Origin of the sequence: Terrabacter sp. BE26 (assembly GCF_041941675.1) — a bacterium.
In the GTDB taxonomy this organism is placed as follows: Bacteria; Actinomycetota; Actinomycetes; order Actinomycetales; family Dermatophilaceae; genus Terrabacter.
Window position 1 is genome coordinate 1,412,617 of record NZ_CP090122.1, and the last position, 15,074, is coordinate 1,427,690.

Annotated in this window: 16 protein-coding genes and 1 riboswitch; of the genes, 6 read left to right on the top strand and 10 right to left on the bottom strand. The window is 73.5% G+C overall.

Going from position 1 to position 15,074, the window contains the following annotated elements; translation table 11 throughout:
* Window positions 1–72 precede the first annotated feature (72 nt).
* The 3 genes from LQK93_RS06685 (at window position 73) to LQK93_RS06695 (ending at window position 3,186) form a co-directional block, all read left to right on the top strand.
* A complete protein-coding gene (locus LQK93_RS06685) occupies window positions 73–843 on the top strand; it encodes a TetR/AcrR family transcriptional regulator (protein WP_374970765.1) in 771 nt (256 codons plus the stop codon).
* Complete coding sequence (locus tag LQK93_RS06690; protein WP_374970766.1) at window positions 840–1,664, top strand: thioesterase family protein; 825 nt, start codon at window positions 840–842, stop codon at window positions 1,662–1,664. The genes LQK93_RS06685 and LQK93_RS06690 overlap by 4 nt, the downstream gene beginning before the upstream one ends.
* Before the next feature lie 178 nt (window positions 1,665–1,842).
* A complete protein-coding gene (locus tag LQK93_RS06695) occupies window positions 1,843–3,186 on the top strand; it encodes a peptidoglycan-binding protein (RefSeq protein WP_374970767.1) in 1,344 nt (447 codons plus the stop codon).
* 60 nt (window positions 3,187–3,246) lie between these two features.
* Here the strand turns inward: LQK93_RS06695 and LQK93_RS06700 are convergent, their stop codons facing one another.
* Entirely contained in the window at window positions 3,247–3,675 is a 429-nt protein-coding gene (locus tag LQK93_RS06700) for an OsmC family protein (RefSeq protein ID WP_374970768.1), read from the bottom strand.
* A 73-nt stretch (window positions 3,676–3,748) separates the two neighbouring features.
* Complete coding sequence (locus LQK93_RS06705) at window positions 3,749–4,738, bottom strand: LLM class flavin-dependent oxidoreductase (RefSeq protein WP_374971463.1); 990 nt, start codon at window positions 4,736–4,738, stop codon at window positions 3,749–3,751.
* 237 nt (window positions 4,739–4,975) lie between these two features.
* Here LQK93_RS06705 and LQK93_RS06710 point away from each other — a divergent pair, with 237 nt between their 5' ends.
* A complete protein-coding gene (locus tag LQK93_RS06710; protein WP_374970769.1) occupies window positions 4,976–5,653 on the top strand; it encodes a metallophosphoesterase family protein in 678 nt (225 codons plus the stop codon).
* 30 nt (window positions 5,654–5,683) lie between these two features.
* Here LQK93_RS06710 and LQK93_RS06715 read toward each other — a convergent pair whose 3' ends face one another.
* Window positions 5,684–6,130 (bottom strand): hypothetical protein, encoded by a 447-nt coding sequence (locus LQK93_RS06715; RefSeq protein WP_374970770.1) that lies wholly within the window; start codon window positions 6,128–6,130, stop codon window positions 5,684–5,686.
* 21 nt (window positions 6,131–6,151) lie between these two features.
* On the opposite strand from LQK93_RS06715, the gene LQK93_RS06720 reads away from it, so the two are divergent.
* Entirely contained in the window at window positions 6,152–6,433 is a 282-nt protein-coding gene (locus tag LQK93_RS06720) for a hypothetical protein (RefSeq protein WP_374970771.1), read from the top strand.
* Window positions 6,434–6,457: 24 nt separating this feature from the next.
* On the opposite strand, the gene LQK93_RS06725 is transcribed toward LQK93_RS06720, so the two are convergent.
* From LQK93_RS06725 to LQK93_RS06755, 7 genes are all read right to left on the bottom strand, one after another.
* Complete coding sequence (locus tag LQK93_RS06725) at window positions 6,458–7,672, bottom strand: pyridoxal phosphate-dependent aminotransferase (RefSeq protein WP_374971464.1); 1,215 nt, start codon at window positions 7,670–7,672, stop codon at window positions 6,458–6,460.
* Between the two features lie 161 nt (window positions 7,673–7,833).
* Complete coding sequence (locus tag LQK93_RS06730) at window positions 7,834–8,415, bottom strand: hypothetical protein (RefSeq protein WP_374970772.1); 582 nt, start codon at window positions 8,413–8,415, stop codon at window positions 7,834–7,836.
* A 79-nt stretch (window positions 8,416–8,494) separates the two neighbouring features.
* The gene (gene mptB, locus LQK93_RS06735; protein WP_374970773.1) at window positions 8,495–10,123 is read right to left on the bottom strand and encodes a polyprenol phosphomannose-dependent alpha 1,6 mannosyltransferase MptB; all 1,629 of its coding nucleotides are present in this window, start codon (window positions 10,121–10,123) and stop codon (window positions 8,495–8,497) included.
* Complete coding sequence (locus LQK93_RS06740) at window positions 10,116–10,712, bottom strand: histidine phosphatase family protein (RefSeq protein WP_374970774.1); 597 nt, start codon at window positions 10,710–10,712, stop codon at window positions 10,116–10,118. Before LQK93_RS06740 ends, mptB begins: the two co-directional genes overlap by 8 nt.
* Before the next feature lies 1 nt (window position 10,713).
* Entirely contained in the window at window positions 10,714–11,271 is a 558-nt protein-coding gene (locus LQK93_RS06745; RefSeq protein ID WP_374970775.1) for a hypothetical protein, read from the bottom strand.
* Window positions 11,272–11,332: 61 nt separating this feature from the next.
* Entirely contained in the window at window positions 11,333–13,684 is a 2,352-nt protein-coding gene (locus tag LQK93_RS06750; protein WP_374970776.1) for an ATP-binding cassette domain-containing protein, read from the bottom strand.
* A complete protein-coding gene (locus LQK93_RS06755) occupies window positions 13,665–14,279 on the bottom strand; it encodes an ECF transporter S component (protein WP_374970777.1) in 615 nt (204 codons plus the stop codon). Before LQK93_RS06755 ends, LQK93_RS06750 begins: the two co-directional genes overlap by 20 nt.
* Window positions 14,280–14,367: 88 nt before the next feature.
* A riboswitch (TPP riboswitch) is annotated at window positions 14,368–14,484 on the bottom strand.
* Between the two features lie 72 nt (window positions 14,485–14,556).
* Here LQK93_RS06755 and LQK93_RS06760 point away from each other — a divergent pair.
* A complete protein-coding gene (locus tag LQK93_RS06760) occupies window positions 14,557–15,042 on the top strand; it encodes a DUF4235 domain-containing protein (RefSeq protein ID WP_374970778.1) in 486 nt (161 codons plus the stop codon).
* The last annotated feature ends 32 nt before the right edge of the window (window positions 15,043–15,074 follow it).

The window sequence follows — 15,074 nt, forward strand, 5'->3', positions numbered from 1 at the left end:
GCGACGGTCCGGCTTCTGAGGGCGTCGTGGAGTCGTCGTGGGGTCGTTGCGGCGCCGGAGGATGATGGCCCTGTGACCCCGTCCGCCGCGAGCGAGCCCGACACCGGGTCGGCTGCTGCCACGACGGCCGGGACGGCGGCTGCGCCGGCCCCTGCGGCTCGCGAGACGTACCACCACGGCGACCTGCGGCGGGCCCTGCTCGAGGCGGGTCTCGAGCTCGCCCGCGAGGGCGGTCCCGACAAGGTGGTCCTGCGCGAGGCCACGCGCCGCGTGGGCGTCTCGGCCAACGCGGCATACCGGCACTTCACCGACCGTGACGCCCTCCTGGACGAGGTGGTCTCCCGGGCGCAGGCCCGCGCCGCAGACGTGATCAGCGGGGCCATGGACGCCGTCCCGGCCGATCTCGACCCCGCGGGACGAGCCCGGGCCCGCTTCCGCGCGGTGGGCGTGGGCTACCTGCGTTTCGCCATGGACGAGCCGGGCCTGTTCCGCACCGCCTTCGCCGTGCCCGTCGACCTCAGCCGGGCCGGGTCCGCGGAGGCGTCCGGGGACAGCGGCCGCACACCCTTCCAGCTGCTCTCGGACTCCCTGGACGCCATGCTCGACGCCGGCGTGCTGTCCGAGCGTGAGCGCCCCGGTGCGGAGCTGCTGGCCTGGTCGGCGGTGCACGGGCTGGCGATGCTCGCCCTCGAGGGCCCGCTGCGGGACCTCCCTCCCGGCGCCGTCGACGAGCTCGCCCCCCGCCTCGTGCGGATGGTCGACCTCGGGCTCGGGCTCTCCGACCACCCGGACCGAGGTCCGGTCCCGGACCCGCTCGGAACTGCTCCTAGGGTGGGCAGGTGACCAGCGACACCGGCATCAGCACCGCCCTCGGGCTCGACCGCGGCACTGCCGCCTTCTACCGGCGGCTCGGCCCGGGCCTCTATGCGCCGACCGTCCACGTGCAGGGCGCGTGGCGTGACGACGAGCAGCACATGGCCCCGGTCAGCGGCATCCTGGCCCACGAGATCGACCTGCACGAGCCGCGCGAGGGCATGCAGCTGGCCCGCATCTCCTTCGACATCCTCGGCATGATCCCGGCCCGGCCGAGTCGGGTCGAGGTGCGCACCACCAGGCCTGGACGCACGATCGAGCTCGTCGAGGCGACGATGCTCGTCGACGACCGCGCCGTGGTGCGAGCCGAGGCCTGGCGACTCGCGGCGCACGACTCGCAGGCGGTGGCCGGTGTCGAGCTGGCGCCGATCCCCGGTCCCGACGAGATGGAACCGTGGAGTGGCGCGGACACCTGGGAGGGCGGCTACATCGAGGGTCTCGAGTTCCGGGTGGACCGGGAGCGGCGCCCGGGCCGCACGCGCGCCTGGATCCGCGCCCGCAATCCGCTCGTCGACGGCGAGTCCTGCTCTCCCACCGCGGATCTCGTGCGACTGGCCGACACCGCCAACGGCATCGCCGTACGCGTCTCGCCGCGTGAGTGGATGTTCCCGAACGTCGACCTCACCGTCCACCTCTTCCGCGAGCCCGCGCGTGGCTGGGTCGGCTTCGACACCTCCGTGACGATGGGCCCGACAGGCCTGGGCATTACGTCGACCACCCTGCACGACGAGCTGGGACCGGTCGGGCGCGCCGAGCAGATCCTCACGGTGCGGCAGCTGCCGGGCGGCTGAGCGGCACGGCTCGACCAAACTGCCAACACCTGTCGACAACCTTCCGTCCGACCGACGCGTCAGATGAGAAGTTGGGCGCGCCGAACAGCGTCCGCGCTGCCACAATGAGGCGCGCGGTCCGCGCCCGATCGATCCACCGGTGCGCCGCGGCGCCTCGGTGCACAAGACAGGGGACATCATGAGGCAGCTCGAGCTCTGCAGGAAGCGGTTCGCGGGCGCAGCCGCAGCGGTCGCCGTCCTGGCGGCGATCACCGTGGCGACGCCGTCCGCGCGCGCCGACGAGGCGACGGGGACGCCGACCCCCGCCGCTTCGAGCGCGGTCGACACGACGACCGGGACGACGACCGCGCCACCAACGACCACGGCGACGAGGACCGCGACCGCGCAGGCGGCGACCATGACGCCCACGACGCCCCCGCCGACCACGACCACACCGCCGGCGCCCGTCCCCGCCATCATCGGCCGCACCTCGTCGGCCCTGGCCATCAAGGACCTGCAGGTCCGCCTCAAGCTCCTCGGCCGCTTCCCCTACGCCATCACCGGCATCTACTGGTCGGCCGTCGACAGCTCCGTCCTCGCCTTCCAGCAGGCCCAGAACCTTCCCCAGAGCAGAGTCGTCGACCAGCGCACGTGGGACCGCCTCCGCGCCCTGACCGCCAGCCCGACGGCGATCAGCCGGAAGGCCGCGAGCTCGTCGGTCAAGGACCTGCAGGTGCGCCTGGAGCTCCTCGGCCGGTGGCCGTATGCCATCACCGGCGTCTACTGGTCGGCCGTCGACCGCTCCGTCCTCGCCTTCCAGCAGGCCCAGAACCTTCCCCAGAGCGGGGTCGTCGACCAGCGCACGTGGGGCCGCCTCCGCGCCCTGACCGCCACCCCGACGGCGGTCCCGCGCACCGGCGCGGCAGCCCAGGTCAAGGAGGCACAGCTGCGGCTGCGAGCCGTGGGCCGGTGGCCGTATGCCATCACCGGCGTCTACTGGTCGGCGCTCGACCGGGCCGTCCTCGTCTACCAGCAGACGCACAACCTGCCGCAGTCGGGCGTGATCGACCAGCGCACGTGGAGCCGGCTGGTGGCGGACACCCACCGCCCGGGCACCTTCGACACCTACCGCTTCAGCGCGGGGCTGCGCCCGCTCATGCCGACCCTCGCATCCCTCGACGCACGGTGCCGCACCGGCCGGGTCATGTGCGTCAACAAGGCGACCCGGACCCTGACGTGGGTCGTCAACGGCAAGCCGCTCATGGTCATGTGGGCGAGGTTCGGCGGTCCCGGGCGTGAGACGCGCGAGGGCACCTTCTCGGTGTCCCGGAAGTACGAGTACGTCATCTCGAACCTCTACTTCACCCCGATGCCGTACTCGATGTTCTTCTCCGGCGGCCAGGCGGTGCACTACTCGTCGAACTTCGCCCGCCTCGGCTATGCGAGCAGCAGCCACGGGTGCGTCAACATCGCCGACCTGGCGCAGGTCAAGTCGCTCTACTTCCAGGTCCGCGTCGGCGACAAGGTGGTCGTGCGTCACTGACCCGACGCGTCAGGGCGCCGTCCGCCGCGGACCGCGGCGGACGGCATACGCCCTCGGTGGTCACTCGATGGTGGTCGCGACCTTCTGGCCCAGCTCGACGGTGCGGCTGACGGTGCACCACTCGTCGTGGGAGCGCTGGACGAGCTTGGGCAGCATCTCGCGAGCGGCGTCGCCGCCCTCGCCGTCGGGGAAACGGACGCGGAAGCGCACCTCGATGTCCTGCAGGTGGTTGCCGTGCTCGTCGCGCACCTTGTCCGCCGTCACCTCGACCTCGAACTGCTCGGGCTCGGCTCGTCGCGTCGTCACCGTGTCGACGTCGACGGCGGTGCACCCGGCGATGCCGGCGAGGAGCAGCTCAACTGGCGACAGCTCGTCGGTGCCGGAGCTGACGGGGATCGAGCCGCCGCGGTCGTTGCGCACCGTGTAGTGGCCGACGCTGTCGCGGGTCAGGGTGACTCGGCGCAGGTCCTTGGGGTCTCTCTCGCTCATGGGCTGCAGCCTCTCAGAGGTGGTGGAGTGGCAGGCGGTCGCGTCCGGCGGCCGGCGTGACGGGGGGACGGCGTCAGAGCCAGGCGTCGGCAAGCAGCTCGTAGCTGCGCAGCCGGTCGGCGGTGTCGTAGGCGCCGCAGGTGACGATGACCTCGTCCACCCCGGTGGCCTCGACGAAGCCGGCCAGGCCCTCGCGCACCGTGTCGGGCGTGCCCACGAGCGACACCCGGGTCATGTCCGAGACGGCCTGGCGTTCCGCCGGGCTCCACGACGCGAGGAGACTGTCGATGTCGCGGACCGGCTTCGTGACGCCACCGCGGCGTCCGGTGACGATGCTGTGGAACCGCGCGAGGACGCTCGTGTAGAGACGCTCCGCCTCTTCCTGGGTGTCCGCGACCATGACGTTCATTCCGGCCATGGTCCGCGGCGCGTCGAGCCCGCCGGGCAGGGTCGAGGGAGTGAAGCGGGAGCGGTAGACCTCGAGCGCGCTCATCAGCGCCGCCGGGGCGAAGTGCGAGGCGAAGCAGAACGGCAGGCCGAGCGCCGCAGCCACCTGTGCTCCTCCGTGGCTCGAGCCGAGGATCCAGATCGGCACGTGCGTGCCCTCACCCGGGATGGCGCGCACCTTGGCGTCGGGGTCCACCTCGCCGAGGTAGCGGATGAGCTCCTCGACCTCGCCGGCGAAGTTCATCGCGGCGGCCTCGCTGCGGCGCAGCGCGCGCGTCGTGAACGGGTCGGTGCCGGGGGCGCGACCGAGGCCGAGGTCGATGCGGCCGGGGTGCATGGTGGCGAGCGTGCCGAACTGCTCGGCCACGACGTAGGGCGCGTGGTTCGGCAGCATGATGCCGCCCGCGCCGACGTGGATCGTCTCGGTGTGGTCGGCGACGTGGGCGATCAGGACCGCCGTCGAGCTCGACGCGACACCGGGCATGTTGTGGTGCTCGGCCATCCAGTAGCGCTGGTAGCCCCATCTCTCCGCGTGGCGGGCGGTCTCCACGGTGGAGGCGATCGCCTCAGCGGGGGTGCCGCCCTCGCGGACGGGCACGAGGTCGAGGATGTTCAGCTGGGCTCTGGCGGCAGGACTCACAAGGGTGCAACGGGCGAGGTGGGTCGGGCTATTCCGGCGAAGCGCACTCTTGCGCCAGCGGCAGTGCACCTGCTGCTTCGGCATCCGTGCCGGAATGCCGTTGGCATAGTGGGGCGCATGGTCCTGTCCGTCGCCGTGCTGAGCGACATCCACGGGGTGCTCCCCTGCCTGGAGGCCGTTCTCGCGTAGCCCGAGGTCGCGGCCGCCGACCTCGTGGTGGTCACCGGCGACCTGGCTGCCGGACCGCAACCGGTGCAGGTCCTCGACCGGCTCGTGACACTCGGCGACCGCGTGGTGCTGGTGCGCGGCAACGCCGACCGCGACCTGGTCACCGCGGCCCGGGGCGGCCAGCTCCCCGAGAGCACCCCGGCCGTCGACCTCTGGGCAGCCGCCCAGCTGAGCGACCGCCACGTGGCCCTGCTCGACGGGCTCCGGCACCCGGTGACGCTCCCGCTCGAGGGGCTGGGGGACGTGCTGTTCTGCCACGGCAGTCCCCGGGACGACGACGAGGTCGTGCTCGTCGACACCCGCCCGTCGCAGTGGGCGCAGGTGCTCGCCGGTCTGCCCGACGCGGTCCGCATCGTCTGCTGCGGCCACACCCACATGCCGTTCGCACGCCTCGTGGACCGGCGGTGGGTCGTCAACAGCGGCAGCGTCGGTATGCCGTACGGCAGCCGGGGAGTGCCCTGGGCGCTGCTCGACTCCCGGGGTGTCCAGCTGCGCACCACGCGGATCGATCCCGACGCAGTGGCTCGGACGCTGTTGGAGGACAGCGGCTTCCCCGACGTGTCACGGTGGGTCGAGGACTACGTGCTCTCACCGCCGTCCGACCTCGATGCGCTCCACGCCTTCGCGGCACGAGACGGGCGGCCGGAGACCTGGGACCGGTAGGCAGCCGAGGCGAAGGGCCGCGCGGCCACCTCAGGGCAGCTCGAGCTGCGCGATCTGGGCGTCGTAGTCGGGGCAGAACGCCTGCACGCCGGCGGCCATCAGCTGCTTGGTCCGCAGCCCGTCGCCGGTGTCGGGCAACGGCCGGTCCTCACCGTCGACGGCGATCTGGCCGAGGTTCACGCCGCCGTTCTTGAGGGCCCAGCACGTCGTGGTCCCGGTCTGGATGTCGTCGTCCACCGACGCGCCCGTGACCTTGGCCCCGAGCTTCTGTGCCGCGAGGACGAACTTCGCCTCCTCCGCCGAGATCGTCGGGCGAGCGCTGGCCACGTCCGACGGCACGTCGGCCAGTGTGGGGTCGGAGCTGCTGCACGCCGCTAGGCCGAGGACGAGGAGGAGGAGGCCCGCGCCCGCCGCGAGGCCGAGCCGCGAGGCCGGGCGGACGGCATACGGACGCGTCGCGCGAGAGGCAGTCGTCACGTTCATCGCTACCCTGAACGCGTGAGCGAGCCCGAACGTCCCCAGGACGTGGCACTGCCGCGGCTGGCCACCGAGGCGCCGCTGGCGCGCGGCGCCGTCGTCGCGTCGCTGTCCGCGGTGGTGTTCGGGTTCGTGTTCCTGCCGCAGCTGCTCGGGCTGGCGCTCGCCGGCCTCAGTCTCGCGCGCCACGAGCGGGCCGGCCGCAAGCCCGCGCTGCTCGCCATCGTCCTCAGCCTCGTCCTCACCGTCGTCTGGGGTGCCGTGCTCGGGCTCCTGCTCAAGTGGTGGGCCACCTCCCGCTGAAGCAGGCGTGAAGCGGCAGACGACCTACTGCGAGTACGTCGACAGGAACTTCTCGAGCCGACCGACGGCGTCCTCGAGGTCCTCGACCCGCGGCAGGAACACGAGCCGGAAGTGGTCGGGCGTGGCCCAGTTGAAGCCGGTGCCGTGCACGACGAGCATCTTCTGCTCGCGCAGCAGGTCGAGGGCGAAGCGCTCGTCGTCGCGGATGTCGTGGACCTTGGGGTCCAGGCGCGGGAAGAGGTAGAGCGCGCCCTCCGGCCTGCTCACCGACACGCCGGGGATCGCGTTGAGCATCTCCCAGGCGACGTTGCGCTGCTCGAGGAGGCGCCCGCCGGGCAGGATCAGCTCGTTGATCGACTGGTAGCCGCCGAGCGCGACCTGGATCGCGTGCTGCGCGGGCACGTTGGCGCACAGGCGCATGTTGGCGAGGATGTCGAGGCCCTCGAGGTAGTTGCGGGCGTGCTCCTTGGGCCCGGTGATCGCCAGCCAGCCGGAGCGGAAGCCGGCCACCCGGTAGGCCTTGGACAGGCCGTTGAACGTCAGGCAGAGCAGGTCGGGCGCCAGCGAGGCGATCGAGGTGTGCGTGGCGCCGTCGTAGAGGATCTTGTCGTAGATCTCGTCGGCCATGACGATCAGCTCGTGCTCGCGGGCCACCTGCGCGATGGCCTCGAGCACGTCCCGCGGGTAGACGGCGCCGGTCGGGTTGTTGGGGTTGATGACGACGATCGCGCGGGTGCGGTCGGTGATCTTGCTGCGGATGTCGTCGAGGTCGGGCGCCCAGCCGGCCTGCTCGTCGCAGACGTAGTGGACGGCGGTGCCGCCGGCGAGGCTCGCGGCCGCGGTCCACAGCGGGTAGTCGGGCGCAGGGATGAGCACCTCGTCGCCGTAGTCGAGCAGGCCCTGCATCGCCATGACGATGAGCTCGCTGACACCGTTGCCGAGGTAGATGTCCTCGACGCCGAGGGCCGGGAAGTCGCGCACCTCGTAGTGCTGCTTGACCGCGCGGCGGGCCGACAGGATGCCCTTGCTGTCGCTGTAGCCCTGCGCGGTCGGCAGCTCCTGGATGACGTCGACGAGGATGTCCTCGGGCGCCTCGAAGCCGAACGGCGCGGGGTTGCCGATGTTGAGCTTGAGGATGCGGTGCCCCTCGTCCTCGAGCCGCTTGGCCTCGGCGAGGACGGGCCCCCGGATCTCGTAGCAGACGTTCTGCAGCTTCTTGCTCTGGGTCACCGCGCGCATGCCGCCCAGCGTCCCATCCGCGTATGCCGTCGGCCGCGCCATTCCCACGATGTGGCCCGTGTCGTGGGTCTCGTCCACGACTAGGCGGTCCGAACCCGGTCGAACCGGGGCGAGCAGGGTCACGCAGGGGGCGAGCACGCGCGAGCACTCGAGCACGCGCCTCAGCGCAGGAGGCAGCCGAAGGAGCTCGCGGGGCTGTGCGCGGTCAGCGACTCGACGAGGGCGTTCTCGCTCGGGGCGGCCACGTCGATGGTCAGCGTGTGGCCGACCACGGTGCGCACGAGGTGCGCGAAGGCCGGCGTGGCCGAGGTCTGCCGCGTCCAGCCGTTCTGGGTGAGGTAGCCGATGAGCTCGGCGGCCTGCGGCCCGGTCGACTCCGGGTAGGTCCGGGTGACGAGCCCGTTCCCCGGCTCGCGGCACGGCGGCATCTCCCCGTGCCCCTGGGGGACCAGGGTCCGGTCCATCAGGTCGATCTCCTTGACGAGGTCCGCGTAGGCGGCGACGTCGTCGGCGTGCACCCGCGACGACCAGGCCCAGAGCCCGAAGCCGAGGAGTCCCAGCACCAGCACCACGAAGACCGTGCCGGCCAGGGACGGGCGGCGCCGGGCGGGGCCGGGCGCCGGTGCGGGCCCACCCACCGCAGGCCCAGCTGCCTCCAGGGGCCCCGGCGCGCGATCCGTGGCGGCATGGCGCGATGGCTCGCGGTCGCCGGGGCCGTCGTCGACGAAGCCGGAGTCACTCACCGGCACAGTGTGGGACACCGCCGTCGCCGTCGGGCGCGAGACGGGCAAGTGTCGCCGATCCGTGACCGAGGTGCGCCCCTCAGCGCAAGCGGGAGACGTCGGCTGCCTGCTGCGTCAGCACCAGGGGTCGGCCGAGGTCGAGCAGGTGGCGCCAGTCGGTGCGGCGAGCGGTGCGCCACCCCCGGCGGGCGAGCAGGACGAGCGCGACGAGCGCGACCGGCACCCCGACCGCGGTCGTCGTCAGCCCGAGGCTGTAGCCCTCGGGCAGGGTCGCGAAGCAGATGACCGTCGCCACCACGGCGAGCGGGCGCTCGAGCCGGTCCTGCCACAGGTGCCCCAGGGAGACGGCGAAGAGCGGCAGCACCCAGAGGTAGTACCAGCCGAGGAACACCGGGGCGAGCACGACGACGGCGAGCAGGGCCCACGCCAGGCCCCGCACCGGCCGGAGCCGCGACTCCTCCGCGGCCAGGTCGTCGCCCATGCCCCCGACGTCCGCCGGCTTGGCCGCTGCCAGCCACACCAGGACGAGGAGCAGCGCGAGGACGACGAGGGCGACGGCCCGTGCGGTCGCGATGGCCGGCTCGCGCCACTCGTCGTGGCCGAGCACGTGCCCGAGCGCGCCCACGGCGATGCCGACCGCGGTCGGCAGCGACGTCCACTGCTCGTTCTTTCCCGGCGTCCCCGTCGGGCTGAGCCACGAGAACCCGAGCCCGGTGGCGAGCCCGCCGAGCACCATGGGTGCCCCGGCGCAGACGGCGGTCAGCACCCCCGCTCGGAGCACCGACGTCCAGCCGGCGTATGCCGTCCGCTCCGTCCCCGTCGCCGGCGTGCTCCCGAGACGCCGAGCCCACAGCAGCGCCACGAAGGGCAGCGCAATCACGGCGGTGACCTTGACCATCGCCGCGAGAGCGATGACGACGCAGGCGACGGCGAACCGCCCGCGCAGCGCCAGGGCGAGGCCGACGAGCACGCCGCCGACCATGAGGGCGTCGTTGTGGGCTCCGCCGACGAGGTGTGCGCCGACGAGCGGGACGGTGACTCCGAGCCAGGTGGCCCGCACCGGTGACCAGCCCAGGCGACCGGCGACGTCGGGCACCGCCCAGGCCAGCACGGCGACCCCGGCGACGGCGAGCAGGCGCAGCAGCAGCAGGGCGACCCACAGCTCGCCCGAGACGGACGCGACCGCGCGGGCGAGGAGCAGCCACACCGGCCCGTAGGGCGTCGCCGTGTCGAGCCAGGTGGGCGCCGTGGCGGCCCGCCACGGCGAGTCGAGCTCCCGGACGACGTGGTCGTAGGGGCTGAGGCCCTGGTCCCAGAGGAGGCCCTGGGCGGCATACGAGTAGACGTCCCGGCTGTAGAGCGGCATGGCCAGGACGAGCGGCGCGAACCACAGCGCCACCGTCGCCCACCACCACCGGACCGACACGTCCGCGTCCCGCAGCCGCCACCACGCCAGGACGAGCAGCGCCATCGCGACGACCGAGACGCTGGCCAGCAGCGGGGAGCCGCCGCTGGGTGACCACGAGGAGACGCCGGGCCAGAGCACGTGCCGGTTCGGGCGCGGCAGGGCGCCAGAGCCCCAGGAGGCCGCGGCGAGCACGACGCCGCCGGCACAGCCGACCCAGCGCCAGGCGCCGGCTCGGCCCCGCGCTGCCCCGGTCGCCCCGTCCTGCGCTGCCAGGTGGGACGGTCCAGCGGGTTCAGCCATGGGTGACCGGCTCGTCACCCCACGCGAGCAGCCGCCACCCCCGGCCGGGATCGCCCTCCATCGTCACGACGTGAGTGTTGTCGACGCGCCGGGTGTCGAAGAACTCCGGCGGCAGCCCGAGGGACACCGAGCACCACACCCGCATGGCCGCGCCGTGGCTGACCGCGACCGCCGACTCGTGGCCGTCGGAGGCGATCTGGGCGATCGCCTCCTCGTAGCGCAGCAGGAAGCCGACGCCGGTGTCCCCACCGGGGATCTCGTGATGCGGCTCGTCGCGCCACCGCGCGACCGCATCGATGTAGGGCTGCCAGTCGGTGGACATCTCGTAGTCGCCGGCCTGGATCTCGCGCAGCCCGGGCAGCACGACCATCTCCAGGCCGAGCAGCTCCGCGAGGGGACGGGCGGTCTGCTGGGTGCGCACGAGGTCCGAGGTGTAGATCGCCCCGAGGTCCTCGCCGCCGAGGCGCTCGGCGAGCGCCTCGGCCTGTGCCTGCCCCTCGTCGGTGAGGTCGAGCCCCGGCGCCGCGGTGTCGAGCTGGCGGGCGACGTTGGCGTGGGTCTGGCCGTGCCGCACGAGGAAGAGCCGCACTTCAGAGGCCCTTCACCGTGACGCCGCTCAGGCACTCGACGCCCGCCTTGGGGCCGGTGTGGAAGTTCGCGATCGTGACGGGCGCGCTGGCCCCGGCCGCCAGCTTGACGTCGACCTCCTTGCTCACGACGTCGGAGCCGTCGGAGGTCTTGACGAGGAAGACGGCCACCGTGAACGTGTGCTCCGCGGTGTCGGAGTTCTTCAGCGTGCCGGAGAAGCTCCACGAGTCGCCGGTCGGCTCGCACTTCGTGTTGCTCAGGCTCGACGACGCGTCGAAGAGCCCGCCGTCGCTCGCGGCCGTGGAGTCCGCCGGGTTCGGCACGTCGTCGTCCGGCGTGTCACGGGTGAGGGTCGGCTGCACCGGCACGCTCACGGTCGGCGCCACCGAGTCGTCCGGGGACTGTGGTGCCGGCTGTCCGCAGGCGGCGAGCGCCAGCACGAGCGCGGCCGAGACGCCCAGCGCGAGGGGCGGCACGGCATACGCCCGGGGTGCGCCCGTCCCGCCGGTGGTTCCGCGGGTCCGGCTGGTGCGGGTGGCTGGGCGGGGTCGGCCTGGCATGGGCACGTGCGGCCCCTTCCTGTCGCGAGGTGTGCGCCGCCCATTGTGCCCCGCGCGGCTCTCAGGGCAGCAGCAGCCGGGCCGTGACGGCAACGGCCACCACGAGCAGCCCGGCACCGAGCGCGACGGTGTCGGGCCAGCGCCACGGCGCCGGGCCGGCCCAGGTGCGACGCCGGGCCTCGGCGAAGCCGCGGGCGTCCATCGCCAGGGCAAGGGCGGAGGCCTGGCCGAGGGCACCGACGAGCAGCCCGCCGGTGACGACCACCGCCTCGCGAGTGCGTGCGACCGGTCCGCGGTCGGCCCCGATGCCTCGCACCCTGCGGGTGGCCATGAGCTCGGCCCACAGCGCGTCGAACCCCTGCAGTCGCTGGAGCGCGGCCGTGGCGGCCACCACGGGCCGCGCCGGCAGACGGAGCCGCTGGGCGAGGTGGTCGCCGAGCGACTCGGGCTCGAGGTAGCCGACGACGAACGCCGAGGGCACGATGAGACAGAGCACCCTCAGCGCGGCACCCGAGGCCACCTCGAGGTCGCGGCCTCCGAGCAGCCACGCCGACCACGCCACCCCGGACACCGCGAGCGCGGCGGGGGCGAGACGCGCGAGCACCCCGCGCAGGCGGCCCTGGGGCGGGCGTCCCACCCCGGGAGCGAGGAGGCCGACGAGACCGAGCACGAGCTCGGCCGCGAGGACGACGAGGCCCTGCCGCCAGGTGTCGAGGAGGGCCGGCAGGGGAAGCACGCACAGCGCCGCCGCAAGCAGCGCGAGGGGGCCGACGCGGGTGATGAGGGGGTGGCGGTCCGGCACCGGGTCGGGGGCGGGCTGGCTGGGGCGCGCGACGTGGACGACGCGGTCGGCGTCGTCCACGACCCCGGGGTCGTGGGTCGTGACCACCACGGCGGCCCCCTCGTCACGCGCCGCGGCGAGCACGCCGGAGACCGCCGCCCACGTGAGGCGGTCCTGGCCGACGGTCGGCTCGTCGGCGAGGACGAGGGCCGGGCCGTGGGCCACGGCCGACGCCATGGCGAGGCGGCGCTGCTCGCCGCCGGAGAGCTGTCGCGGGTCGGCGCCGGCCAGATGAGCCAGGCCGAGGGCGTCGAGCAGGGCATCGGCGCGACGCCCCGCCACCACGGGGTCCTGGCCCAGGGCCCGCGGGGTCGTGAGCACGTCGTCGCGCACCGTGCGGCCCACGAGCGCCGTGGCGGCTCGCTGCGGCACCCAGGCGACGACGTGCGCCAGGTCGCTGGAGGACCACTCGTGCGGCGGCGTCAGGCGCTCACGAGCGCGGCCGCCGCCGCCCGTCCCTGCCGGCGTGAGTGGCAGGGCGATGTCGACCGCTCCCCGGGTGGGGGCGAGCAGCCCGCCGAGCACGGCCATGAGAGAGGACTTGCCGGCTCCGCTCGGCCCGACCAGCGCCAGCGACCGTCCGGCCCTGGCCTCCAGGTCGGCCCCGTCGACGGCGAGGGTGGTCCGGGAGCGCTCACCGAGCCGGCGGCTGCGGTGCTCGACCCGCACGGCTGACGCGCCCGCGACGACCCGCCCCTGCTCCACCGTCCCCGCCCCGGCTCCCGGCACCTGCTCGAGCACCACCGACAGCGGCTCCGGGTCGGGCACCCCCGGGACCCAGATGCCCTGGGCCGCGAGGGCGCTGCCCTGCTCGGCCAGGACCGTCCGCGGCTCGCCGTCGGCGACGACCGTCCCGGACGCATCGAGCACGACGAGGCGGTCGACGAGGTCGAGCCACCCATCGAGCCGGTGCTCGACGACCACGAGGGTGAGACCACGGCGGGCGACGACCTCGGCCACGACGGAGCGCACCTCCGCCCCGGTCGCGGCGTCGAGCATCGCCGTCGGCTCGTCGAGCAGCAGGGCCGAGGGCTCCATGGCCAGGGCGCCGGCGAGCGCGAGCCGTTGCGACTCCCCACCGCTCAGCGTCGTCGGGGAGCTGTCGGGCGACATCGTCAGGCCGACCTCGCGCAGCACCGCCTCGACCCGGGGCCGCATCCGCTCGCGGGGCAGCGACACGTTCTCCAGCCCGAAGGCCACGTCACGACCGAGGCTCGAGGCGACGACGCCGGCGCCCGGGTCCTGCAGCACGAGGCCCACCTCGCCCGGTACCTCCTGCGGGGCGTGTCCCCCGACCGAGACGCTGCCCGACTGGTCGCCGGCGTCGGCGGTGAGCAGCAGGCCGGCGAGCGCGCGCAGCAGCGTCGACTTGCCCGACCCGCTCGGCCCGGCGAGCAGCACGCGCTCGCCGGGCGCGATGGACAGGTCGAGGTGGTCGAGGACCGGGCGGGAGCGACCGAACGGCCGCCACGTCAGCTCCTCGACGTGCAGTGCGACGCCGGCTGCCGAGGGGGCGTCGGGCCTGCTCGACGCCGGCGTCGCCTGCACCCGGTCAGACGGTGCGCTGCTCACGGACCTCCTGCCCCGGCGGGAACGGGTTCAGCGCACCGGCCGTCGCGAGCAGCCGCGTCAGGCCCAGCGCGAGGAGGGATCCGAAGACGGCCACGCAGCCGCCGAGCAGGAGGAGGTAGCCGATCTTGTAGCCCCAGCCCCAGTCGGTCCAGTAGGAGTACCACTCGTAGACGGCCTCGAGAGCACCGCCGAGGAAGCCACCGAGCAGCAGCGGCGCCCAGCGGTAGACGGCATACCCGAACGCGGCGAAGCCGAGCTCGACACCGAGACCCTGCACGAGGCCCGAGACGAGGGTCGTCAGGCCCCACTGGGTGCCGATGAGCGCCGAGACGATGGCGGCGAGCAGCTCGGTGAACACCGCCGCGCCCGGGCGCCGGATGATGAGCATGCCGACGATGCCCGCGACGAGCCACGGCCAATTGAACAGGGCCCCGAGCGGCGGGAAGCCCGCCGAGACGGCGTTGGACGGGACGGCGTAGACCAGCCCCCAGGCCCAGTAGGCGACGCCGAAGGCGACCCCGAGGAAGGCGCAGGTGAGGAGGTCGATGGTGCGCCAGCGGGTCAGCGGCCCGCTCGCGGTGATGGTGGTGGACATGATGTGTCTCCCGGGTTCCAGTGATGGCAAGTGGATACCTGGGGGAAGCCGCCCGCGCGGACACGTCGATGACGTATGCCGTGTGGTGGCCTGAGAAATACCGACTTCCTTCGCCGGTGCTAACCGGAGCAGGTTCGAGGGTCTGCGGCTCGGCCCTTCGGGCTGCCGCACTCTCAGCGCGTGTTGCGCTCCCCTGTCGTGATGGGTGGTCGTGCTCTTCAGTTGTGCGGCCGACTCTACCCGTGAGACCTGGAGGCGGCGTGGGTACAGTCAGCCCATGGCTTCCAAGGACACGAAGAAGGCGCTCGCGAAGGCCGACAGGGCCGCGCGCAAGGGTGCTGCGAAGGCCGGCACGACGCAGCACACCCCGGTCGGCGGTCCCGTCTGGAAGATCCTCAGCGTCGGCACCACGCTCGTCGCGACGAAGCTCGCGACCGATGCCGCCCAGAAGGGGTGGAAGCTCGCCACCGGCCGCAACGTCCCGGTCAAGGGTGACTACGAGCGTGAGCGCACCCGCGACGTCATCCTCTTCACCGCGCTGTCGTCGATGGCGGTCGCCGCCGCCCGCGTCGCCGCCGAGCGGGGCGCCGCGACCTACTACCGCCGCTCCACCGGCCACCTGCCCAAGGCGCTCGAGGACGACAAGGTGTCCCCGAAGGACGAGAAGGCCGCACTGAAGGTGGCCAAGGCGAAGGCGAAGAGCTCGGCCAAGGCCGAGCGCGCCCTGCAGAGGGCCATCGACAAGGCCACCGGCCGGCGCTGACCCCTCCCGCGGGGCTCCCCCGCCCTCCTCGC